Annotated in this window: 20 protein-coding genes; 16 read left to right on the forward strand and 4 right to left on the reverse strand. The window is 45.7% G+C overall.

Annotated elements, in window-relative coordinates; translation table 11 throughout:
- Positions 1-14 precede the first annotated feature (14 nt).
- The 3 genes from EZ437_RS04085 to EZ437_RS04095 are packed head-to-tail and all read right to left on the reverse strand — an operon-like array spanning position 15 to position 6,151.
- The gene (locus EZ437_RS04085) at positions 15-1,580 is read right to left on the reverse strand and encodes a TlpA family protein disulfide reductase (RefSeq protein ID WP_131593505.1); all 1,566 of its coding nucleotides are present in this window, start codon (positions 1,578-1,580) and stop codon (positions 15-17) included.
- A 25-nt stretch (positions 1,581-1,605) separates the two neighbouring features.
- Complete coding sequence (locus tag EZ437_RS04090; protein ID WP_131593507.1) at positions 1,606-2,973, reverse strand: RagB/SusD family nutrient uptake outer membrane protein; 1,368 nt, start codon at positions 2,971-2,973, stop codon at positions 1,606-1,608.
- A 4-nt stretch (positions 2,974-2,977) separates the two neighbouring features.
- Positions 2,978-6,151, reverse strand: coding sequence for a SusC/RagA family TonB-linked outer membrane protein (locus EZ437_RS04095; RefSeq protein ID WP_165500337.1), 3,174 nt, complete (start codon positions 6,149-6,151; stop codon positions 2,978-2,980).
- 580 nt (positions 6,152-6,731) lie between these two features.
- Here EZ437_RS04095 and EZ437_RS04100 point away from each other — a divergent pair.
- The 16 genes from EZ437_RS04100 (at position 6,732) to EZ437_RS04175 (ending at position 22,132) form a co-directional block, all read left to right on the forward strand.
- On the forward strand, positions 6,732-6,962 hold the full coding sequence (locus EZ437_RS04100; RefSeq protein ID WP_131595145.1) for a helix-turn-helix domain-containing protein: 231 nt from the start codon (positions 6,732-6,734) through the stop codon (positions 6,960-6,962).
- Positions 6,963-7,330: 368 nt separating this feature from the next.
- Positions 7,331-8,194 carry an RteC domain-containing protein gene (locus tag EZ437_RS04105; protein ID WP_131593511.1) on the forward strand — a complete coding sequence of 288 codons (864 nt, stop codon included), beginning with the start codon at positions 7,331-7,333 and terminating at the stop codon, positions 8,192-8,194.
- Positions 8,195-8,855: 661 nt separating this feature from the next.
- Complete coding sequence (locus EZ437_RS04110; RefSeq protein ID WP_225869528.1) at positions 8,856-9,146, forward strand: DUF4134 domain-containing protein; 291 nt, start codon at positions 8,856-8,858, stop codon at positions 9,144-9,146.
- Positions 9,143-9,466, forward strand: coding sequence for a DUF4133 domain-containing protein (locus EZ437_RS04115; RefSeq protein ID WP_131593513.1), 324 nt, complete (start codon positions 9,143-9,145; stop codon positions 9,464-9,466). Before EZ437_RS04110 ends, EZ437_RS04115 begins: the two co-directional genes overlap by 4 nt.
- On the forward strand, positions 9,463-11,931 hold the full coding sequence (locus EZ437_RS04120) for a TraG family conjugative transposon ATPase (RefSeq protein WP_131593515.1): 2,469 nt from the start codon (positions 9,463-9,465) through the stop codon (positions 11,929-11,931). Before EZ437_RS04115 ends, EZ437_RS04120 begins: the two co-directional genes overlap by 4 nt.
- Before the next feature lie 12 nt (positions 11,932-11,943).
- On the forward strand, positions 11,944-12,372 hold the full coding sequence (locus EZ437_RS04125) for a hypothetical protein (protein ID WP_131593517.1): 429 nt from the start codon (positions 11,944-11,946) through the stop codon (positions 12,370-12,372).
- Between the two features lie 12 nt (positions 12,373-12,384).
- Positions 12,385-13,158, forward strand: a complete 774-nt coding sequence (locus tag EZ437_RS04130) for a conjugal transfer protein TraI (RefSeq protein ID WP_317126412.1) — start codon at positions 12,385-12,387, stop codon at positions 13,156-13,158.
- Positions 13,145-13,789: a hypothetical protein gene (locus EZ437_RS04135; RefSeq protein ID WP_131593519.1), complete on the forward strand. Its 645-nt coding sequence runs from the start codon at positions 13,145-13,147 to the stop codon at positions 13,787-13,789. Before EZ437_RS04130 ends, EZ437_RS04135 begins: the two co-directional genes overlap by 14 nt.
- Positions 13,776-14,423, forward strand: coding sequence for a TerB family tellurite resistance protein (locus tag EZ437_RS04140; protein ID WP_131593521.1), 648 nt, complete (start codon positions 13,776-13,778; stop codon positions 14,421-14,423). Before EZ437_RS04135 ends, EZ437_RS04140 begins: the two co-directional genes overlap by 14 nt.
- A 10-nt stretch (positions 14,424-14,433) precedes the next feature.
- Positions 14,434-15,618, forward strand: coding sequence for a conjugative transposon protein TraJ (traJ, locus tag EZ437_RS04145; RefSeq protein ID WP_131593523.1), 1,185 nt, complete (start codon positions 14,434-14,436; stop codon positions 15,616-15,618).
- Between the two features lie 11 nt (positions 15,619-15,629).
- Positions 15,630-16,265: a conjugative transposon protein TraK gene (traK, locus tag EZ437_RS04150; RefSeq protein WP_131593525.1), complete on the forward strand. Its 636-nt coding sequence runs from the start codon at positions 15,630-15,632 to the stop codon at positions 16,263-16,265.
- Positions 16,249-16,467: a hypothetical protein gene (locus EZ437_RS04155; protein WP_131593527.1), complete on the forward strand. Its 219-nt coding sequence runs from the start codon at positions 16,249-16,251 to the stop codon at positions 16,465-16,467. The genes traK and EZ437_RS04155 overlap by 17 nt, the downstream gene beginning before the upstream one ends.
- 19 nt (positions 16,468-16,486) lie before the next feature.
- Positions 16,487-17,581: a conjugative transposon protein TraM gene (gene traM, locus EZ437_RS04160; protein ID WP_165500338.1), complete on the forward strand. Its 1,095-nt coding sequence runs from the start codon at positions 16,487-16,489 to the stop codon at positions 17,579-17,581.
- A gap of 23 nt (positions 17,582-17,604) precedes the next feature.
- Positions 17,605-18,357: a hypothetical protein gene (locus tag EZ437_RS04165; protein ID WP_131593529.1), complete on the forward strand. Its 753-nt coding sequence runs from the start codon at positions 17,605-17,607 to the stop codon at positions 18,355-18,357.
- Between the two features lie 76 nt (positions 18,358-18,433).
- The gene (locus EZ437_RS04170) at positions 18,434-18,610 is read left to right on the forward strand and encodes a histone H1 (protein ID WP_131593531.1); all 177 of its coding nucleotides are present in this window, start codon (positions 18,434-18,436) and stop codon (positions 18,608-18,610) included.
- Between the two features lie 264 nt (positions 18,611-18,874).
- On the forward strand, positions 18,875-22,132 hold the full coding sequence (locus tag EZ437_RS04175; protein ID WP_131593533.1) for a glycosyl hydrolase: 3,258 nt from the start codon (positions 18,875-18,877) through the stop codon (positions 22,130-22,132).
- A gap of 142 nt (positions 22,133-22,274) precedes the next feature.
- Here EZ437_RS04175 and EZ437_RS04180 read toward each other — a convergent pair whose 3' ends face one another.
- Positions 22,275-22,772: a GlcG/HbpS family heme-binding protein gene (locus EZ437_RS04180; RefSeq protein WP_131593535.1), complete on the reverse strand. Its 498-nt coding sequence runs from the start codon at positions 22,770-22,772 to the stop codon at positions 22,275-22,277.
- Positions 22,773-22,815: the final 43 nt, after the last annotated feature.

Raw genomic sequence — 22,815 nt, forward strand, 5'->3', positions numbered from 1 at the left:
CTCTTCAAACCTGATTATTCCAAAAGTAGTTCGTCAAGTGTTTTCTTAAAGGCAATGATATTGGTTTGGGCGAGCTCGGGATCTGAGCTTTCTGTAATTCTATCTCCGTTGGGCATGGCATAAACTTTTGGCGGGTTAGTAACAACCATTTCACCTTTTTTATCAATTACCAATTGCAGGGGATAACCAAGAATATTGTAATGCTGTATGATTGGGTGTTGCGAGCCTAGTCCGTTGGTATACAGGTTAACGGCCTGGTTGGATGTGTATTTGCCAGAACGGACGCTTTTTATCCATTTTTCTTTGTCCTGATCGATAGATACAGAGATGAAAACGACATCCTTTTCTTGATACCCATCAAAGATTGGCTTCATGGCGGTATGTAGCGTGATGCAATTGGAGCATCCGGTATACCAAAAGTCAATTACTACCACTTTACCGCGATAGTCTTCAAGGGACCTCACGGTTCCGCTTTCATCCCGCAATTTAAATGGATAGGCACTAAATTGCTTACTTTTCCAAACCTTAAGTTCATGTCTAAATCTATTCTCCTGCATGTTCATCAGCGCTTGGTCGACGGATTTTCTAATTTCTGTTGAATAGAATCTATTCATACGCTGAAAGCAGATGAGCAGCAATTTATCTCTTAAAACCCCACTGTAGTTTTTTATCAATGGTTTGTAAATCGTTTGAAATGAATCACCCTTATCTAAGGAACCGGTCTGACTGAATAGCTGAGCGCTGAGTAAATTTCTGGAAAATACCATATCTGCATAGTAGGCAGATTCATTTAAAAGTGTGGAATCTTTTAAAGTGATCAATGGTAATAAATTCGATTGCTGGAAAAACATTTGGGCTGCCTTTTGTCCTTCCTCACTACTGTAACATAAAAAAACAAGAGAACTCCAGAATTGGTTCCAGCCTTGTGACACTGCATCCAGGTATAGCTGCTGGTAGGTTTGCTCTGGAATATGGGGTTTGTAACTGTACAAGATAGCAAGTTGGGACTGTATGGCAAGTTCCAATGTTGTCTTTTTAAGCTCGATATTTTCGGCAAATGCTTTCAGTCCAGCTAGTTCTCCTGCCCTGCTGAGCATACTTTCCGGCTGAACAGGGATGTTATACATTCTGTATTGACAATTTAGTCTATCTGCATTCCTGCCAGTAAACTTGATAACGCCGTCAGGTCGAATGAACATGGTAATATCATCTCCTGGTTCAAACAGGTACAGCTCTTTGCTGTAGTTATGAAATACCTGCCGTGCAGGAAAGCTGACAGGATAAAGTATCCCGGAATTGTATTTGGCACCTTTATATTCCATCTCAAAGGACACGTAGGTCATTGCTGTTGATGGAATCTGGATGCTGAATCTTCCAAGTGAATCAATTATGGTTCTCACGGACCTGGGACTGCCTGATATGTTGCTAGTCAGCGGCATGTTTACAATAAGCGTGCTGTTTCCAAAAAAGCGCGTCACTGCGGTGTCTACGACACCTGAAATCGTGAAGCTTGTGTCTTGACTATAACCAACTCCACTTTTTAGAAACAGGAAAATTAATATTAATCGTATAGTTTTCATCTTCTTTGCTTTGTGCTTTTTCTAATCATCTCATATTTTGAGTGATGCCACTGAGTACGATTTCATCATCAGGAATCGGCATCACATATTTGGGACTATTGGGTTCGAGTGTGTAGTTCTGCCCGTTAAGTACCCGTGTCAGGACGATGTTTCGACCCTCCAGGTTGAGTCTTTTAAGGTCAGTCCAACGCAGGCTGCGCCAGACCAGCGCTTTGCGTCTTTCAGTGAGAATTAGTTCCAGGGTTTCCTGAGGTGATTCAGCTGTTCTGGGAAGAAAGGTCCCTGTTTGAGTGCGGGATTGGATTAGTGTGTTGAGTAGGGTAAGCGCCTGATCTTTTTCGCTGCGGCGGGCCAGACATTCAGCTTTAATGAGGTACATTTCATCAGTGGCAAGCCCAGTGAAAGGAATCTGGGAAATGTTGTTTATTGCTTTAGGGTTATAGTTACCGGCTGCGTTTTGACGAAAATAGATCGGCAGGCGAAGGTCATTTGAGGAATAGAGTCCAATTAGTTCCGGATCTACCCCATAGACGACCGAATTAAATGCTGCTGTCTGCGTGTAGAGACTGAGATTCATTTCTGAGAAATAAATCGTTTCCACACTATTGTAGTCAAAGGCGCCGAATGCGGTTAGGCTTAGGTTGTTGAAATCAGTCAAAACTGAGTACAGGGCTAGCGCTTTATCTGCATTTTCTTCAGCTTGGGGATATTGCCGCATGCTTAAGTATACCCTGGCTAGAAATGCATAGGCCGCTACTTTTGAGGGTCGGTTTCGCTTTCCTGGGATGATGTCCTGTTGCAGCAGTTCAGCTGATTGGGTAGCGTCCCGGATTATTTGCTCGTACGTTTGCTGCACGCTGGCCCGTGGCTCAATTTGGTCTATACCAGCATTAAGCTTGATTGGTATTCCTAAGTCGGTTGTTGAGGTTTGGGTGTCAAAGGCTTTGCTAAAAGTACTTACCAGGGCATAGTGGCTGTATGCCCTGACAAATAATGCCCACCCTTTGACTATTGCTTTCGCCGGGTCGTTACTGCCAGGCTGCTGTTCTAGCACTCCCAGCACCGAATTGGCATAAAATATGGCTTTGTATGGGGTCAGCCAGTCGGTGATCTGGGTTTGGCCCTGGAAAATGTCTTTTTCCCAGAGGTAGGTGGTCCGCCCGGTAACGTTGCGCAGCGACAGGAAATCGGTCTGACTTGGGATGAAATATTCGTCTGCGGAAAGCTGCGCCAATGAGGGTGTAAGGTTCATTACTGCGTTGTTGTTTTCTAGGAGGCTTTCCAGGTCTTTGATCGATGATGGCACGACAAGGCTGCTTTCCGGCTTAAGTTCGAGTTTTTTTGTGCAGCTAATTAGCACCAGCAGGTAAAATAGTATGCTTATTTTTTTCATAATTTTAGAATTTTAGGTTTATTCCAACGGAAAGGCTTAATGGGTGTGGATATCCATTCAGGTAATCAGGATCAATTTTTTGATCTGTAGCCTTCCAGATCAGCCCCATGTTTTTGGCGTACAAGAATATGCTGGCGCTACTTAATCCGAGTTTTTGGATCGGCAGGCCTTCAGGACTGTAAGCGAAGCGCAGATCCTGAAGGCGGATGTGGTCGGCTTTTTCAACCAGATCTTCACTTGCCTGGAAAAAGCTATTAGCGCTGTTATTGGCTGGGAAGTTTAAGGCAGGTATTTTTGTGAGGGCTTCATCGCCGGGCTTCTGCCATCGTTCCCCATAGCCATCCATGCGGAAAGTATATAGGTTCCCGGAAAATACCTGGCTTCGGCGGAAGAAATAGTCCAGTTTATAGCTGATATTAACCGATAATTCAAACTGATGGTATGTGAAGGTGTTGATCAGACTGCCGAAGTAAGTAGGGCTGGAGGAGCCATGGTAGCGAAGTTCACCTGGATTTTGGTTAGTTATAATCGCTGAATAATCCTTGCTGATTTCTCCGTTCAGGTAGCCTCGTGGTGCTCCGTTTGCGTCAAGTCCGGCCGAGGGAAAGCTAAACACAGCATTATAGGGATAGCCTTCCAGCGGATTGTTGTAATTACCGGAGACGATACTTAGATTATTGCCCTGTTTAGCCTTGTAGCTGGTTACTTTATCACTGGCGTAGCTTAATAAGTAAGTAGACTGCCATTGGAAGTTACCACTTAGGTTTTTGCTATTGAGCAGTAGATCCAGACCTCGGGTGCGAAGGCCGGCGGTGTTTCCCTTGAAAGATACAATACCCGTTTGCATGGCGATGGGGCTGTTTCCAATAAGATCCTGGCCATCTTTCCTGTACAGGTCTATACTGCCATTTAATGTATTGTTTCTTGATGCGAAATCCAGCCCAAGATTCCATGTCCTGGATTTTTCCCAGGTCAATGAGGGGTTTGGTGGGTTTAGGATTCTTGCGTAGTTACTTCCCCATGGGTTGTTTAGCCCATAGTTAACCACTGTTAGTAGTCCGGAAATGGTTTTGTCCGTATTACCGTTATATCCGTAGGTTGCACGAAAGCTCAGGATTGGCAGCAGGTCAAGATGATAAAATGATTCGTTTGCTATATTCCAGACAAGTCCGGTTGACCACAGTGGCACGCCTTTTTGACTGGCTTTCACCCCAAAAATGTTGCTTTCGTCCTTCCGTGCACTTGCCGATAGGGTATATTTGTTAAGGTAGGTATAAGCGATATTGGTATAGTAAGATTGATTGATATTGGTAAAGTTGTATTGGCGGGGTGCGGTTGTGATCTGCTCGGATAGTCCGGGGTCATAGAAGTATGGATAATAACTTCTGGGATTGATAAGCTGGTTGCCGTTGGTAGCAGTTTCAGGATCGTACCCGTACAGGGTCATGCCGGTGTTGTAGATTCTGCCATCACTTCCTTCGTATCCTGCGATGGCATTGATTGCATGGTCTTCTCCAAGAACCGCATTATAGCTCAATTGAAATCGTAGGATTTGAGAGTTGGTTTTCTGGCTTTCCTCTTGTTGGATTCCGCCAATGGGAATCACCCTGTTTGTCTGGATTCCGGAGATAGAACTGTAACGGTTGATCAGGTTTCTTGCGTAGTAGTCCTGCTCCTGGTAAAGGCGCTGGAGATCGCCATTTTCGTTTAGGTATTGATAGGAACCTGATACTGTTAAGGATTTCAGGATCCGATAATCGGCTCCGACGTTGATCTTGTACTGGATACGCTGGTCTGATTGGTTAGGTTCGCGTTCATCTAATGGCCGATAATTCCAGTCCAGTAGTTTGCCACGTCCAGCAGTGTCGATGTAGTTTTGACGAAGGGCGCCTGTTAAGGCGAGCGATTCCCCGTTAATTCCCATCAAACCTTCGTAGGGGCTGAAAGGCAAATAGGTGTCAAATTTTTCGCGGGCTGTCCCCGAACTGAAATTGACTTGGCCGGTAAGTTTGAGCTTTTCATTAAGGAGTAAGTAGGAATTGTTGGCATTCAGGCTGATGCGTTCATAGTTGGAGCTAACCTGGCTTTCCAGGTTTTTGTCATACCCTGCTGAGAAATAGTACTGGTTACTTGATCCACCCCCTTTTAGATTCAGTTGGTATTGCCGATATACCTGAGATCTATTTAGGTGACGATCGATATCTTTTCGTATGTCCTGCTGTTTTAGTGACTCAATCTGGCTTGCCGAATCAGCTGCACTAATTTGTCCTGCCTGCCGTTTAATGAAGGTTTCGACGGCCTGAGTCAAGGGACTGTATTTCCGATTAATTTCATCAGTATAATAGCCTTTTGAAAATAGGAGTGCTTCCAGATCTATGTATTCTGAAGCGCTGAGCTGCGGGCTGTAAAAGATATCGAGTTTTGCGGTTCCTGTAAGTGTGGAGGAAGCTTCTATGACCATAGGTTGATTGAACTTTCCGTTTTTAGAAGTAAGTACGATAACGCCGTTTCCGGCCCGCGTTCCCCATATGGAGGCGGCTGCAGCGTCTTTTAGTATGGTGATGCTGGTGATATCTGCCGGATTTATCTGGTCAATGCTGCCTTCGTAGGGGAAACCGTCTAATACAATGAGGGGCTCAGTGTTGGCGAAGATAGTGCTTCGTCCTCTTATGCTCAGCTTTGGATTGTTGGTAGCGGGCGCAAGGCCTCGATTTAGGATCATGCCGCTGCTTACTGCTTCGAGTCGATCAAGGATGTTGATGCCGACATTTCGATTGATAGTTTTGTTGTCAATCTGCGTGAAAGATCCGCTCGCTCGTTCTTTAGGTAGGGTTTGATATCCTGTACTTATTTCTACCAGGTCCAGCACGTTTTCTTCCGATGCTAAGATGACCGTTTCATACGCTAATGGTTTGTCTACCGGAACCTCTCTGGTAACGTACCCGATAAAGGTGATGACCAGAGTATCGGTTAGCTTGACGTCTTGTAGTGTGAATGTGCCTGAAGTATTGGAAGTTGCATACTTGTTGGTATGCTTTATTCTTACCGATGCTGAGGGTATTGGCTTTTGTTTTTCGTCTATTATCCGACCTTGAATATTCGCCTGTTTCTCTTGTGATTTTGCGCTGAAAATCAGGCAAAGCATGGCCAGTACGATGGTTGGTTTCGTTTTTTTCATGTTTAGTTTTTTGAATTTGGTTAGCTGATTGAATAAAAAGGTGCTAAGCAAAGCGAGGCAGGACATTTCTGTTCCCTAAAACTTCATTGCCTGCCTGCTTTGTATTAAGATGGGTTAATCTGGTGGGCAGATTATAAGGGTGTAATCATGAACGTAATAGTTTTTGGTTCTCATATTTATTTCAAAAATGTGAAAATCTATATGAGTCATTAAAAGTTAGAAGCACAATAGGCGTGTACACCTGACTTTTCGCTTGTGAGGCCCTGAGTTGCCCTGGAACGAATAAGCCGGGCGCCACGCCCATAGCGTGAGCGCACCATACTTATCGCCTTGTTCCATTGAAAATTCTCAGGTTTTCACAAGCAAGACTCTAAGCGCAAATGCAGCCAATATTTTAGCAGAAGCGCAAATATAAATAATCAATAAAATTTAATCATAAATCAATTCAAAAATTAATAGGATACATATTGATTACTAATATACACATAGTGTGTCCAAAAAACAAATAATTGTGTTTAAAAGATCTCGAAAAGTAAATTTAAAGGAGATATTTTTCATACAAGATAAGGTGGGTTCAAAAGTGACAAAAACAACTTTAACAGATTTAGGCCTTTATTTAGGTAAGCGATCGATTAACAAGGCGGAAGTGTGTAATAAGACTGGTATAAGTAAGACTAGAATGAGCAGACTGACAACCCAAACTAATGCGTTTCTGCGTGCTTCTGAACTCTACCTTATTGCGCTAGCCATCGAAGTAGATCCAGCAGTACTTCAAAAGGAACTGTATGGAAATTTAAAGCTTCTAAAATAATACTTTATTTTTCTTGAATACCATTGCTAAATAACTTTTAGTCGCAACGTTCCATTTGGAAAACGCTGAGGGATTGAATTGAGAAAATTACAAAATTCAATGGGATGACGAAAGGCGGCAAGGATATCTAATCCTGTTTTTAGCACCCTAAAATCATAAAAATTACCCCAAATAAGCTTGTTTTTTGTAAGGATAAATCCTTACATCGTCAATTTAGGGGTTTTTCCTTACATTTTTTTGTTTTCATGTTTGCAATTTGGCTTCTGCTAAGCGAGATGCCTATGGATAAATTTTACTTTTTCCTGCAGATGTGAAATAAATAACAGCCAGTGAACGGGTGGCTGCGGGGTTTATTTAAATGATTCCTTATGAAGTTTGATGTGTATGAAAAGCTGTATGTACAGTTTGATGATGCGCTGGCAGGGCTGAAGACTGCTGGTTTTGATGCGGTGAAAGGCCTTGCTGAGTCGCTTGCGCTTTGCCGGAATTTTTTGGCGGAGTTGCGCTCGGAGGTTTTGCTGGAGGGTTTTGCGGATGAGGCTGATGAAATTTACTTTTTTAAGCAGGTTAAGCCTAAGTTTTATGCGCTGAAGATTTTTCAGTTTGAGTTGTACGGTTTGGAAATGAATAGGCCGGTGGGCACTAAGGAGATGCTACTTGGTTTTTACAGGGAAGAGCTGGCTTTCATTGCGCGCTTTTTTTCGGGACATTCAGGGGCTTATGATTATTTCCGTACGGGAAGGAGTGAGCTGGACCATTTTTACTTTGTGCGTGGTGCGGAGGTCGGGATGGTGTCGGTTCCGGAGATGCCTGATATTGATCCGCTGTTCTCTACTGCTATGGATTACTTGTTTGCCCGGTTCATTGCGTATGAGGCTTTGCAGGTGGAGATCCTAAAGCGGATCGGGCTGCTGGATAGCTCGCTGGTGGCTAATGATGTGGCGATTGCTGACCGGGGGATCAAGTGGACGGGTAAGCTGGTGAACCTGGGTGAGCTGATTTACGGGCTGTATTATACGGGGCAGCTGAATCATGGAAATGCGCAGCTGTCGGAGATTGTGGCTTTGTTTGAGCGGATGTTTTTGGTGAAGATCAGGGATGTGCACCATACGTTCGGGGAGATCCGGGAGCGCAAGGTGAGTAGTCCTGCTAAATTTATCGATTCGATGGCTGCGGCGATTTTGCAGCGGGTGGACGAGGACCTGAAATATAAGCCGGGCAGCCGTTTGTGAGGAGTGCTGCTGGTTGGCCATTTCCCCCATAATCCCCCAGCGTGGGAATTAAGCTATGGCGTTCGGCCAACCTTTGTCTGCCTTCAGCAATGGTGCTGCTGGTTTAAATCAAAGGCTTATGTTATCAAATTTTAGTTGGCTGGAGTATGGAACTTTTACCGGGATTTCCCTGCTCGTTTATTATGCGGTTGTGATTGCGCTGTACTACCACCAGGAGGTGCTGCGCTGGTTTAGTGCCTTGGGTGCGGGGAAGCAAGAGGGATCGGTCGCAGGTCCGGCTGGCGCTGCTGAGGTGCCGATTGGGATTTCGGCGCGTCCTGATCTTTTGGGAAGGCCTGTACCTGAAGATGGCATGTCGAGCGTGGGTATGGATGAGCTGGACTTTGGAAGCAATGATGCCTTGTTGCAGGGTGAGCTCGCGGACCTGATGGATGAACTGGGTGAAACGTTTAGTTTGGCGCTGGAAAAAAGCTGGGACAAAAAGAAGGTTTTTACTTCCCTTTCGGAAATTGCGGAATGTTATTCTGCTGTGTTTACCTCTCCTTTGCGGGCCCAGGTGCTGGATTACATTACTTCCGAGGTGGATGAGAAGCTCGGGATCGGCTTTTCTACTGCGGAACTGGAATCTGCGCTGTCTGCTAGGGTTCCGGGATGGGGTAAAATTCTTGCTGGAGGTACAGCGGTGCTTGCGTTCTTTGCCCAGGTCGCATTTGCTCAGGACGGGAATCAGGGGATTGCTGAGGCGACCAACAAAGTGGCAGGATACTTTGATACTGGTACGGATTTGATGTATGCCATCGGAGCAATTACTGGTCTGGTCGGGGCGGTGAAAGTGTATTCTAAGTGGAATGCCGGTGAGCCTGATACGGCCAAGGTGGCGACGGCCTGGTTTGGTAGCTGTATCTTCTTGGTGGTAGTGGCTACCGTGCTTAAATCGTTCTTCGGGATATGAGCAGCGTTTATCAGATCAATAAGGGCGTTGGAAGGGCGATGGAGTTTCGCGGGTTGAAAGCGCAGTACATTGGCTTTCTTGCAGGTGGACTGGTTGGCTTGCTGCTGCTCTTTGCTGCTTTGTATATCGCTGGTGTTAACCTGTATTGGCTGATCGGTCTGATCGGGGGACTTGGATTTCTGCTCTTTACGGTGGTGTTTCGCATGAGTGCTAAGTACGGCCAGCACGGGCTTTTAAAGAAACTGGCCAGGCGGAGTATTCCTACTTCCCTGATCAGCCGGAGCCGTCATTTATTCACTTCTTTAAATTCTTCTGTATGAATAAGGCGATAGATTTCGGTACGATTTTCCCGATCTACAAAGTGGAACATGGTGCGATTGTTTCTATGCAGGGAGATCTGACCGTGGCGTTTCGCGTGGATCATGCGGGATTGTTTTCTTTGGGTTCGGCGGAATACGAGGCGGCTCACCATGTTTGGATCAAGGCAATTAAAAGTTTGCCTGTTAACACGGTGCTGCATAAGCAGGACCGGTTTTTTAGGAAATCGCTTGTGGCTAAGGTTTCTCCGGACCAGACTTTTCTGACCCGTTCGGGTGAAGCAGAATTTGATGGACTGCCCTATCTTTCTCACAGTTGCGTGCTGATGCTGACCAAGAAGGCGGATGACCGCAGGGCGGCTAACAGCGGCTATTCCGGGCTGATGCGTAAAAGCATCGTTCCCCAGCAGGCTTTAGGTCGTTTGCTGTTTGCCGATTTCATGGAAAAGGTGGGTGCTTTTGAGCGGATACTTGCTGACAGTGGGCTGTTTTCTCTTTCTATGCTGGCTGATGATGAGCTGGCAGGGACTGCTGGTTCCGCGGGAATTATAGAAAACTATTGCTATCTGCTCGGAGATGGGGATTTACCAGTGCTGAAGGATGTTGGTTTGAATGAGGGGATTAAAGTCGGGCTTAACCACGTGCAGCTTTTTACTTTGGCGGATGCGGAACATTTGCCGTCCCTGGTGGGCAGCCGGGTAAACTATGACCGCTACAGCACTGATAAAAGTAAGTTCAGTGTAGGCTTTGCTTCGGATTTGGGATTACTATTGGATTGTAACCACATCTATAACCAGTATTTATTTATTTGTGATCCGCAGAAACTGGTGAAGGAACTGGAAGCGAAGAAGCGACGTCTGCATTCGCTGTCGGCGTATTCTCGTGAGAATGCAGTATCGCGGGATGCGGTGAATGATTTTTTGCAGGAGGCTGTAGCGGATGGACGGCTGCCGATAAAGGCCCATTTTAACGTGATGACCTGGACGGAAGATAAAGCGGAATTGCAGGAAATCCGCAATAAGGTGTCTTCAGCTATGGCGGCGATGGATGCAGTAGCCAAGCAGGAAACAGATGGTGCGGCGCAGATCTGGTGGGCGGGGATTCCAGGAAATGCGGGAGACTTCCCGGTCAATGATACCTTTGATACCTTCCTGGAGCAGGCAACCTGTTTTTTGAATATGGAAAGTTCAGCGGTATCCGATCCTACGGGGATTCGGTTCGGTGAGCGCCATTCCGGCCGGCCGGTGTATCTGGATTTGTTTGATGCTCCAATGAAAAGTGGGCTTGTCACTAACCGTAATATGTTTATCTGCGGGGGAAGTGGCGCTGGGAAATCTTTGGCCATGAACCATATGCTACGTACGCTGTATGACCAGGGGACGCATTGCGTGACCATTGATATTGGTGGAAGTTATAAGGGTTTGTGCGACCTATTGGGTGGCTATTACTTTACCTATTCTGAAGATGATCCGATCAAGTTCAATCCTTTTTATATCGGTAAAGATGATGTGCTGGATATTGAAAAGAAAGAAAGCCTGAAAACTTTGCTGCTGGCGCTATGGAAAAGAGAAGGAGAGAACTTTAGTAGGTCGGAATACGTGGCCATCTCGGGAGCCATCACTTTGTATTATCAGCATTTAGAGGAGAACGCTTCGCTGTTTCCTTGCTTCAATACATTCTATGATTTCCTGATGCAGGAGTACTTGGTATTGATGGAGAACGGCAAGGTAAAGGAGAAGGATTTTGATATACAAAACCTATTGTATGTGCTGAACCCCTATTACAAGGGTGGTGAATTTGACTTTTTGCTGAATGCGACCGAAAACCTTGACCTTCTCAACGAGCGCTTTATTGTGTTCGAACTGGATAATTTGAAGGGACATGAGGTGCTGTTTTCAGCGGTAACGATCATCATTATGGAAATGTTTATTTCCAAGATGCGTAAGCTGAAAGGCCAGCGAAAACTGCTGGCCATTGATGAGGCCTGGATCGCTATTGCCAAATCCGGGATGAGTTCATTCATTAAGTACCTCTATAAAACGGTTAGAAAGTTCAACGGGATTGCGGCATTGATTACCCAGGAGGTAGATGATCTGATCTCTTCTCCCATTATCAAGGAGACGGTCATCAATTTATCGGATACCAAGATCCTGCTGGATATGCGCAAGTTCATGAACAAGTTTGACGGCTTGCAGGCTACCCTCGGGTTATCTGATAAAGCCAAGACGATGCTGCTGTCGGTCAATAAGTCCAACGCGCTCGGTCAAAATTACCGGGAGGTATTTATTGACCAGGGAGGGCAGAAGTTGGGTGTATACCGTAACCAGCTTTCGCCGGAAGAGTACCTGGCCTATACGACCGAGGAAACAGAAAAACTACGGGTGATGGAATATGCTGAAAAGTATGGCAGCATGGAAAAAGGAATTACCGTACTGGCTAAGGAGCTTCGCCAGAAGAAAGCACTATGATTTAAATTTTTGATGATGAAGACAACAAAAGAAAAAAGCTATGACGGTCCTGTTGGGTTTGACGCTGTTGGGGTTGTTGCGCTGTGGTGCTTTGCCCTGGTACTAATGCTGGGTTCCTGTGGCCGTGGTTCCGGGCTCTCGGTTGCCGGAACCTATGTGAGCCATGAGTCCGGGGAATACAGCATCTCTAAAGATACGCTGCTCATCTTGGTTGCGGGCGGTGAGCATAATTACCAGCTGATCCGCAGGTCAGGTTTCCAGCGCATTCGTGAGGGGAAACTGCAACCTGAAGAGATTAAGGTGCAGGAATTTACCGGCCAGTTCGACCCGGAATCCCTGGTGATGCGATTGGATGGAGAGGATAAGCAGATTCGGTTTTTCGCAGGTGGCAATAGTTTGCTGCTGGCTAAACGGGAATACCAAAAAGTGATTAATCCATAGGAGGAATAGCTTATGAGAGAACTTATAAGAAAAAGCAGTACGCGGCTACGGGAAAGCTTGCCTGGCAAAAGATCGGGGATCATCTGGCACGGGGTAAAAACGGCCAAGGTCTATATGGTGGTGATGCCGCTGAGCCTGGTGGTGCTGCTGGTTTCGCTTCCGACTAAGGAAGTGACGGCGCAGATCGCTATTGCCGAGGTGATTAAGGCTGGCGTGAAAAAGGTGATCAAGGCGCTAGACTTGCGGGTGCAGCGCTTGCAGAACGAAACGATCTGGCTGCAAAACGCGCAAAAGGTGTTGGAAAATACTTTGTCCAAGTTGAAGCTGACCGAGATTGCGGACTGGACAAACCGCCAGAAGGAATTGTATGGTAAGTACTTTGATGAGCTGGTTAGGGTAAAAGCGGCCATTACTTATTACCAGCGGATCAGGGACATTACCCAGCGCCAGATGGATATTGTTGCCGAGTACCAGCGGGCTAAAAGTTTGTTTAGCCGGGATAAGCACTTTAGTGCTGCTGAGCTGGGTTTAATGGAAGAAGCGTACAGCGGAATCCTGGATGCCAGTTTGAAAAACATCGATCAGTTGCTCCTGGTGGTAAATTCCTTCAAGGTGCAGATGACTGACGCTAAGCGGCTGGAGATTATCAATTCTGTTGCTGTCCGGATGGAACAAAACTACCAGGATCTAAAGCGCTACAATGCCAGCCAGGTTTCGGTTAGCCTTTCCCGGGCGAAAGAAGCCAGGGATCTGAATATAGTAAGGAGGTTGTATGGGATCGAGTAGAAAATTAGTTGCTTCGGTGCTGGTGGTGTTGCTGATGCTGACTTCAAGCGTTACCTATGGACAGACCTGGGGAGAAATTTTTAGACAAAAAAAGACCCAAAAGGAATACCTGCTGAAGCAGATTGCGGCCTTACAGGTATACATTGGTTACGCTAAAAAAGGCTATGATATTGTGGGTGATGGTGTGCATTTGGTCAAGGACGTCACCAGTGGTGAGTTCAGCTTGCACAAATCTTTTTTTGCTTCGCTGAGTCTGGTGAACCCTTCGATTAAGGGAAGTGTGGCAGTATCTGAAATACTGGACAGGGGCCTTTCGGTTATTTGGGTGCTGAAAAGCTGGAAGCCTTCGGGATTGAATGCGAATGACTGGGGTTATGTGTCCTTAGTCAAGGCGAACTTACTAGCGGAATGTGCGACAGAGCTGGAAGAGCTGCTAATGGTGATCACTTCAGGAAGGCTGGAGATGAAGGACGATGAGCGGTTAGGAAGACTTGAGCGTTTGCGATTATCCATGGAAGATAAGTATGGTTTTGCGCTTTCTTTTTCCGGTGATCTTGACCGGCTATTTAAACAGCGAGAAAGGGAACAGCATAATATTAATGAGATAAGGAGGTGGCATGAAATCGAGTAGGCTATTTATTTCAGCTTTTGTTGGGCTGCTGTTGGTGTTTGACTCTGTTGCCCGGGTATCAGCCCAGTCGCAGGAGGTTCAGCAGTTGCTTTTAAATGTAGAGAAGCTTTCGCAGTTTAAAAATATTCTGCGGGATATGAAGGCTGGGTATGAGATCATCAGCACGGGCTATAATGCGGTTCGGGATATATCTAAAGGTAATTTTTCCTTGTACGAGACTTTTTTGGATGGGTTGCTGGCAGTGTCGCCGGAGGTCAGAAAGTATCACAAGATTGTAGGTATTGTATCGGCCCAAGGCAGAATTCTTTCGGAGTACAAAGTGGCTTTTTCTTCCTTTCGTTCTTCGGATAAGTTCAATGTAAAGGAGATCGATTACCTGGGTTCCGTTTATGGAAACTTAAACAAGCAGAGCCTGGCGAATTTGGAAGCGCTGCTGATGGTGATCACTGCAGGGCATCTGCGCATGTCAGATGATGAACGTCTGGCTGCTATTGATGCGATTTATTCGGATATGCAGGAAAAGCTGCTGTTTTTGCGGCATTTCAATGCGCAGGGCCTGGGGATCGCCAGGCAGCGAAAGCTGGAGCAGCGGGAGGTTGATGCGATAAAGGATTTGTATACTATTCACCCTTGATTTTATGATTATGAACAGATTTTTTAAAATTTTGGTATCGGCCTTTGGGTTGATGCTGCTGGTTGGTTTCCCAGTATGCTCTTTTGCGCAAGGCGGATTGGCCGGAGAAATGAAAAGCATGCATTTGGTGCTGGATCAGGTGTACCAGGAGATGTTGCCGCTTTGCAGCAAGCTGATTGGGGTTGGCCGGGGACTGGCTGGACTGGCTGCGCTACTTTATATTGGTTCGCGTGTCTGGAAGAACATTGCCCAGGCGGAGCCGGTAGATTTCTACCCGCTGATGCGGCCTTTTGCTTTCGGGCTCGCGATCCTGCTATTTCCTTCTTTGATTGCGGTAATGAATGGGGTACTAAAGCCAACAGTTACGGCGACTTCGGCAATGGTGAAGGATTCGGATCGGGCGATTGCGGTCTTACTGAAGCAGAAAGAAGATGCGATTAAAAAGACGGATCAGTACCAGATGTATGTCGGGCCGGATGGAAGTGGCGATTCGGACCGCTGGTATAAGTACACGCACCCGGAAGATCCAAACAGGGAGGATGAAGGCATGCTGGACAGGCTGGCGCATGGGATTGATTTTGCGATGGCCAAGGCCTCCTACAATTTCCGTAATTCCATCAAGCAGTGGATGAGTGAGGTCTTGCAGGTAGTGTATGCGGCAGCTTCGCTCTGCATTAACACGATCCGGACGTTTTACCTGATCATCCTGGCTATACTCGGCCCGCTGGTCTTGGCTTTTGCGGTATTTGATGGATTTGAGCATACCCTTACGGTCTGGATCGCGAGGTATGTGAACATTTTCCTGTGGCTGCCGATAGCAAACATTTTCGGGAGTATCATCGGGAAGGTGCAGGAGAACATGCTGCGCTATGATATTTCCCAGGTGAACCAGCAGGGCGATACGTTCTTTAGCGCCACCGATACGGCATATTTAGTATTTCTCATTATTGGAATTATCGGATATTTCTCGGTGCCGACAGTAGCCAATTACGTGGTACATGCCGGTGGCGGAAACTCGATTGTCTCCAAGGTGAATTCGCTGGTGGTGGGTACGGCAAGTACCTCAACCCGGGCGGTGACCGGTGCTGGCGGAATGGTGGCTGATGCGATGGGGGACGGCTCCCGGAATGCGCGTAGCGGAACTGCATCGGCCGGGAATGACTATTTCAAGAACAAACTCAAAAGTGATGATTAATATTTAAGCCTATGTTTACACAACTTAAGAATATTGATACTGCCTTTCGGCACATAAAACACTTCAGTTACCTGCTGATCTTTGCCAATGCTTTTTGTATCTGCTTCGGGATTTTTTACTGGTGCAAACTGGTTTCTGAAAAAGACGAGCGTATCTACATCCTGTATAATGGAAAAGTTTTGCAGGCCATTTCTTCTGACCGAAAAAGCAACTTGCCGGTGCAGCTGCGTGATCATGTGAAGACTTTTCACGAGTACTTTTTTAACCTGAGTCCTGAGGACAAAGCGATCAAGGCTTCAGTTTCTAAATCCCTTTTGCTTTCAGACTTGTCTGCTAAAAAGCAATATGACAACCTGATAGAAAGTGGCTATTATAACAACCTGATCTCGGCCAGCATTTCCCAGGAAATCGAGGTAGACAGTACGGTGCTGGATATCAATAGCTATCCCTACACTTTTACGACATACGCTACCCAGCGGCTGATCCGGGCAAGCAGTACCGCTGTTCGCAAACTGGTTACCCGGGGCCAAATCAGGGATTTGAAGACCCAGACCGATGACAACCCGCACGGGTTTTTGATCCAGCGCTGGGAGATTCTGGAAAACAGGGACATACCTCAAACTTACGGCAATGCAGCTGTTCAGTAGAAAACGCGGGCATCAGCCTTTGACGGGCGGACTGGCAGCTAAAGTTGCTGGCCTGTGGCTGGTTTTTCAGGGCCAGGTTGCTGGCTGGTTAAACGACCGGACTATCGGGTACTCTACAAGCAGGTGGCTGATGCTGCTGGTTTTCTTCTGCCTATTGGCAGGCAGTGCCTGCATTTATTTGATTATTTCATCCATTTATTAAAAATTTAAATATAAAGCTTATGAATAGAACACAAGATCATGCTTTTTTAAAGCGACGCAAATTTTTGATGGTGATGCCACTATTGGTATTGCCCTTTTTGACCATGGCCTTTTGGGCACTGGGTGGCGGCTCGAAGCCGCCGGTTGCGGAAGTTCAGGTAAGTGCAGGCTTGAATACGGTACTACCTGATGCCCAGCTGAAAGGTAAAAATGAACAGGACAAAATGAGCCTGTATGAGCAGGCGCAAAAACTGCTGAAAGATTCTGCTGATGCAGGTGCTACGCTTCTGGCTGCTGATGTAGGGGGGAACCTGCCTGGAGCCGGAGGAGCTCCCAAACCGGACGCTACTGAAGCAGCGATCAACGCAAAGCTGGCGCAGATCCATGCGCAGGTGAATGCGCCCACGCCTCTGCCTATGAGTTCGGTCAAGCCTGCTAGACCCGTTTCTGGTGCTGATCCCGGTTTGAGCAGCGATGTCGCTCGGTTGGAAAAGCTGATGCAGACGATGAAAGAATCTGGTGGCGGTGAAGACCCGGAGATGCAGCAGCTGAATCTGGTGATGGATAAGATCATGGCCATTCAAAATCCTGACCTGGGGAGGCCTGCGGTTTCTGCTCCTTCGGCCCCGGACAGTTTTTTTAGGGCTATTCCGGCTCTTGTGGCCGGGACGGTGAAGGCAATGCAGGGATCAGTGATTGAGCTACGTTTACTGGATTCAGTTACTATCAACGGGCAGTTTCTTCGTGCCGGACATTCGGTATTTGGGGTGGCTGAGTTCAGTAATCAGCGGATTGGTTTGGAGATCAAAAATATTCGCCTGGGGACTTCGATTATCCCTGTTTCGCTTTCTACCTATGATAAGCGGGACGGGATGCGTGGGATCAATGCGCCTGAGGCGCTGCTTTCAGAAGCGTTTGGTAAAGGCTCGGTGGATGCGATGAGTGGTATTGGGTTGATGGGTTTTGATCAGAACCTGGGGACTCAAATTGCCGGTGCCGGTTTGGGTGCTGTAAAGGGTCTGCTTTCCAAGAAAATCAAGCGGGTAAAACAGAAGCTGGATGCGGGTTATCCGGTCTTGCTGCGCGACAATACCCTCAAGGTGAAAAGTAATTAATTATTCATTTAAATATTAAAGTTATGAACGAGAACAATTTAGAGTTTTTAAAGAACACGCTGGAACGTATGGACTTCCCTGCGGAGGTAGGTAATAAACTGGCTAAGGAAGTGGAAACGCAGAAACCAGACATTAAGCTGGGGCACGAAATTAACCGGAACAATGAGACGGTTCAATTTGATCTAAATTTCCGCAAGTCGGATACTTCGGATATGTATTTCTTCAACAGTTACCAGGCAACTTTAAAAACTGGCAATGAGGCGCATGATAAGACCCAGGAATTCAGAATTCGCAACGGGAACAATATGGGCATGGATGAGGCTTTCAATTTAGTGGCTGGCCGTGCGGTACAAAAGTCTATGGTTAACGGTGACGGTGATGCGTATCAGGCATGGTTAAAAGTTGATTTTTCCCAGAAGGATAACTATGGAAATCATAAGATGGATCAGTTCTCTGAGCGCTATGGGTATAATTTAGAAAAGGCTTTGGATAAGTTTCCAATTGCTGAGCTGGGTAAACCTGAAGAGCGTAAAGAGTTGCTGGAATCGTTGAAAGCTGGTAATTCTACAGCGGTTAGTTTTACTAAGGATGGTAAGGAAGCGCTGCTGTTTGTAGAGGCTAATCCGAGATTGCGTACGATCAACATCAAGGATGAGAAAGGGGTATCAGTGCGCCGTGATCAGCTGGAGGTGAAAGATCATAGTAAGTCCGCTAAGATTTCCGAGACAAAAGATCAAACCCAAAAAACTGGCAAAAAGCAGGGCTTGTCCGTTTAACCCTGATTATATATCTTTAAACTTCAATTCATTTTGAATTTAATCAAGTAAACAATATAAAGCAAATTAAAAGCGTATGGAAAAATTTTCAAAAGTTAAAGAACTGATCGCTGGCATTGAGGCAGATGCAACGAAATTTTATGACGGTGGAAACGGTGCTGCTGGCACCAGGGTTCGTAAAGCTATGCAGGATTTAAAGGTGCTTGCTGTTGAGATCCGTAAAGAGATAACCGAGCAAAAGAACAGCAAATAAAGGATTTGATGTTTTGGGGAATTGGCCCTGTCTTTTAGGCAGGGCTTTTTTGTGCTTTAATTTTACCTAAGGTAGGTGATTGACTGGTAAGTGATTATGATGCTGGCTGGCTTAGCTTCTTGTTATTGATAAGCGGACGTTTCTTTTTTTATTGGCAGACTTTTAGAACTTACTTTCGGAAGGAGTCTTAACTCTGGCAGGACGGGACAGGACGCAGAAGGCTCGAACTATGGTTAACTTGTCTGCCAACCAAATCTTGAAATTATGAGATATTTGAAACTGACGCTTCTGTGGGTGCTTATGCTTTTTTTAAATAAAGCTAGCTATTCCCAGAACTTTACTTTTGACACAGCCTCATTGTACTACTCGGCGGATTTCAAAGACATTGAATCTGGCTTTGCAAAAACTCCTGATACCATCCAGACAAGCGTTTACTGGTACTGGCTTTCAGGAAATGTCTCCAAAGAAGGCGTTGTTAAAGATTTGGAGGCTATGAAGCGCGTAGGGATTAACAGGGCTTTTATCGGAGATATTGGGTTAAATGATGTGCCTTATGGCAAGGTTAAATTTCTTTCTGAACAATGGTGGGAGATTTTACATCTTGCGCTCAAAACTGCCAGTAAGTTGAATATAGAGATTGGGCTATTCAATGGGCCTGGATGGAGCCAGGCCGGTGGTCCATGGGTCCAGCCCGAGCAGGCGATGCGGTACCTCGCTTCATCGGAACAATTGGTAAAAGGACCAGCAATGTTCAGCAAACAGCTAGCTAAACCTATGAAGCGTTTTCAGGATGTAAAAGTTCTGGCTTACCCGGTTCCATCTGATTTTAATGACAGCATGAGGAAGCTGAAACCAAAACTTACTGCTGTTGGAGGGCTCGATTCACTGGATAATCTGGTTGATGGAAACCCAACAACTGGTATACATTTTAATCGTGGTAGTAGTTTAACAATAGATATATCGCTACCCAAGGCTTACACAGTACGTAGCATGACTTTACAAACGCTGCATCAGGCAGTATATTTTGAGGGTGATATTCAGGTTAAAACAGCTGGTGGTTACAAAACAATTAAGCACTTTATTGTGGACAGACGCGCTCCGGCATTAAACTTTGGTTTTCTGCCCTGGGCGAAGTCAGCAGTGGCCATACCGGCTACTACATCTTCCATGTTCAGGCTAATTATTACTAAGGTTTCGGGGGATTCAGGGATTAGCGAACTTGACTTTTCCTCTACAGCAATTGTTGACGGATTTACTGAAAAAACACTGGCAAAAGCCTGGCAAACCGAGGACTTGATTTGGAATGCCTATATGTGGGGGGTCCAGCTAGAAGAAGCTTCCCCGTCTGTTATAGATCCAGCTGAGGTGATAGACATATCAAAATATATGGCTAGTGATGGTACCTTAACATGGAAGGTTCCCCCTGGTAACTGGATAATTGAGCGCACCGGTATGACTACAACCAATACAACCAATGTTCCCGCCACACCGGAAGCTACAGGATTGGAGACGGACAAGCTGAGCAAAGAACACATTAAAGCTCATTTTAACAATTACATTGGAAAGATACTGGAGCGCATTCCTGCGGAAGACCGTAAAACACTGAAGATTGTTGTTGCTGACAGCTATGAAACGGGCAGTCAGAATTGGACTGATCATTTGCTGGAGGATTTTAAGCGGAAATACGACTATGATGCCCTTCCGTTTATTCCCGTCCTGCAAGGCAAAGTTGTTGGGAGTGCGGTGCTGTCGGATCGATTCCTATGGGATTTCAGGCGATTGATAGCCGACAATGCGGCTTTTAATTATGTGGGCGGGTTGACGGAAATAAGTCATGCACACGGAATGACTACCTGGTTGGAAAATTACGGTTATTTTGGTTTCCCCGGTGAGTTTTTACAATATGGCGGACAGGCAGACGAGGTGGCAGGCGAGTTCTGGCTCGATGGACGTTTAGGCACGGTAGAGAACAGGGCCGCTGCATCTGCGGCTCATATTTATGGAAAAATCAAGGTTTCTGCCGAATCCTTCACCTCTGCAGGTTCTGCATGGCGGGCACATCCAGCCAGCCTTAAAGCCAGAGGTGATCGTTTTTTTGCAGATGGGGTCAACAATACCCTGTTGCATGTTTTTATACATCAGCCTGAGATTAATCCCAAGCCAGGGATAAGCGCCTGGTTCGGTACCGAATTTAACAGAGGTAATACATGGTTCTACGATCAGGATTTATTTATTCAGTATCTCAAACGTACCAACTTCCTGTTGCAACAGGGCCAGTACGTAGCTGATGCCGCTTATTTCATTGGAGAAGATGCACCTAAATTAATGGGAGCTACAGATCCGGAATTACCTAAGGGTTATTCTTTCGATTACATTAATGCCGATATCATTAAAACAAGGCTCGCAGTCAAAGATGGCCGGTTATATTTGCCGAATGGCATAAGTTACGGGATTTTGGTGCTGCCAAAACAGGAAAGTATGCGGCCGGAATTGCTTGCTAAAATTAAAGAGCTGGTAAAAGATGGCGCTGTGGTATTGGGGCCAAAACCCCTTAGGTCACCAAGTTTGCAAGGCTACCCACACTCGGACGCAATTTTGAAAACTATGGCAGATGAATTGTGGGCTGATACGGATGGTGCTGGAAAAAAAGTAAACAAGTATGGAAAGGGAATGGTACTCAATGGGATGAGTATGCAGGAGGCATTTGACATCATCAAAGTGATTCCTGATTTTAAAACAGGAAAAGAGGATCCTGTTTTGTTTATACACAGGGAGTTGAGTCAAGGTGATATCTATTTTATTTCCAATCAAAAAAATGAAGAAATTAACATCAATCCGGAGTTTCGCATAGCAGGAAAAAAGCCTGAGTTGTGGGATCCTGTCACAGGAATTGTCCGCAATCTTCCGAATTTTAGTCAGACTCCTTTGACCACAAAAATACCGCTGCAACTTGCTGCAAATGAAAGTCTGTTTATCGTTTTCAGGGCGGACGGTACAAGTGGTGACGCTGCAAAATCCAATTTCCCTATTGCTGCAACCACTATTGAAATCATAAAGCCATGGATAGTAACATTCGATAGGAAGGCTGGTGGACCTGAAAAGCCGGTGCTGTTTGAAACTTTAACAGACTGGTCGGCTAATTTAAACGACAGTATCAAGTATTACTCTGGCGCAGCTGTATATAGCAATGACTTTTCTATTAAAAAGTTAGAGCAGGGCGTGAGTTACGTTATCGAGCTGGGTGCGGCCAAGAACATAGGCAAAATAAGTGTAAATGGAATAGATATGGGCGGGGTATGGACACCTCCCTATCGGTTAGATATCACCAACGCGGTCAAAAAAGGAAATAACAAATTAGAGATAAGAGTAGTTAATAACTGGGTAAACCGGTTATTGGGAGATGCACGCCTTCCTGTTAAACAAAGACAAACAGCGGCCTTGTTTGGTCCGGATGAAAGAGGGGGGTTGGAGTCTTCAGGGCTGTTCGGGCCGGTGAAAATTAATCTTATGCGATTCCCATAGGTAAGGGGGCATTAAATAGATTTTGGTAGTTGGATCAGTACCATTCACTGTCAAATTCTTATTTTGTAATGCTTATCTCAATAAAATTGCCTCAAAAATGTTTAAGCAATTGAGGCAATTTTATTTAGATTCTTTCAGTCCGCTATTTTGTTTTTTCTAGTGCGGCCTTAGCAAATAATTCATCATTGGTCGGAGAGGAACCCCCGATGCCTATCCCCCCAATTATTTTCCCATCTTTTACAATTGGTAAACCTCCTTGTTGAATCGTTATAGCGAATGATCCGGCTCCGGAAGGATTTAGTGTTGAGCTAATGGCTTTATTATCTTTGACCGCGTCCGCAACAGATTTGGTAGACTGACCAAATAAAATAGCCGCCCTTGCTTTTCCCTGAGCGCTGGTAACTGCCATACTCATTGCTCCGTCCATGCGGTGAAAATAAACCAGATCACCATTTGCGTCAATGATAGATACTGCCACATTTGCATTGGCTTCTTTGGCACTGATAATAGCTTCTTTTACCAGTTTTTCAGCATATTCAATAGTAATTTGAGCTGGGGAGGCCGCCCTACCCTGTGCTGAACTTTGATAACTCAAAAATAAAATAATAATCAAAGGTGCAAGAAAAATGTGTTTCTTCATAAAATGTGTTTAGTGTGAAAATCATAGCCTGTAAGGCCAAATC

This window comes from Pedobacter psychroterrae, assembly GCF_004331695.1.
GTDB lineage: Bacteria > Bacteroidota > Bacteroidia > Sphingobacteriales > Sphingobacteriaceae > Pedobacter > Pedobacter psychroterrae.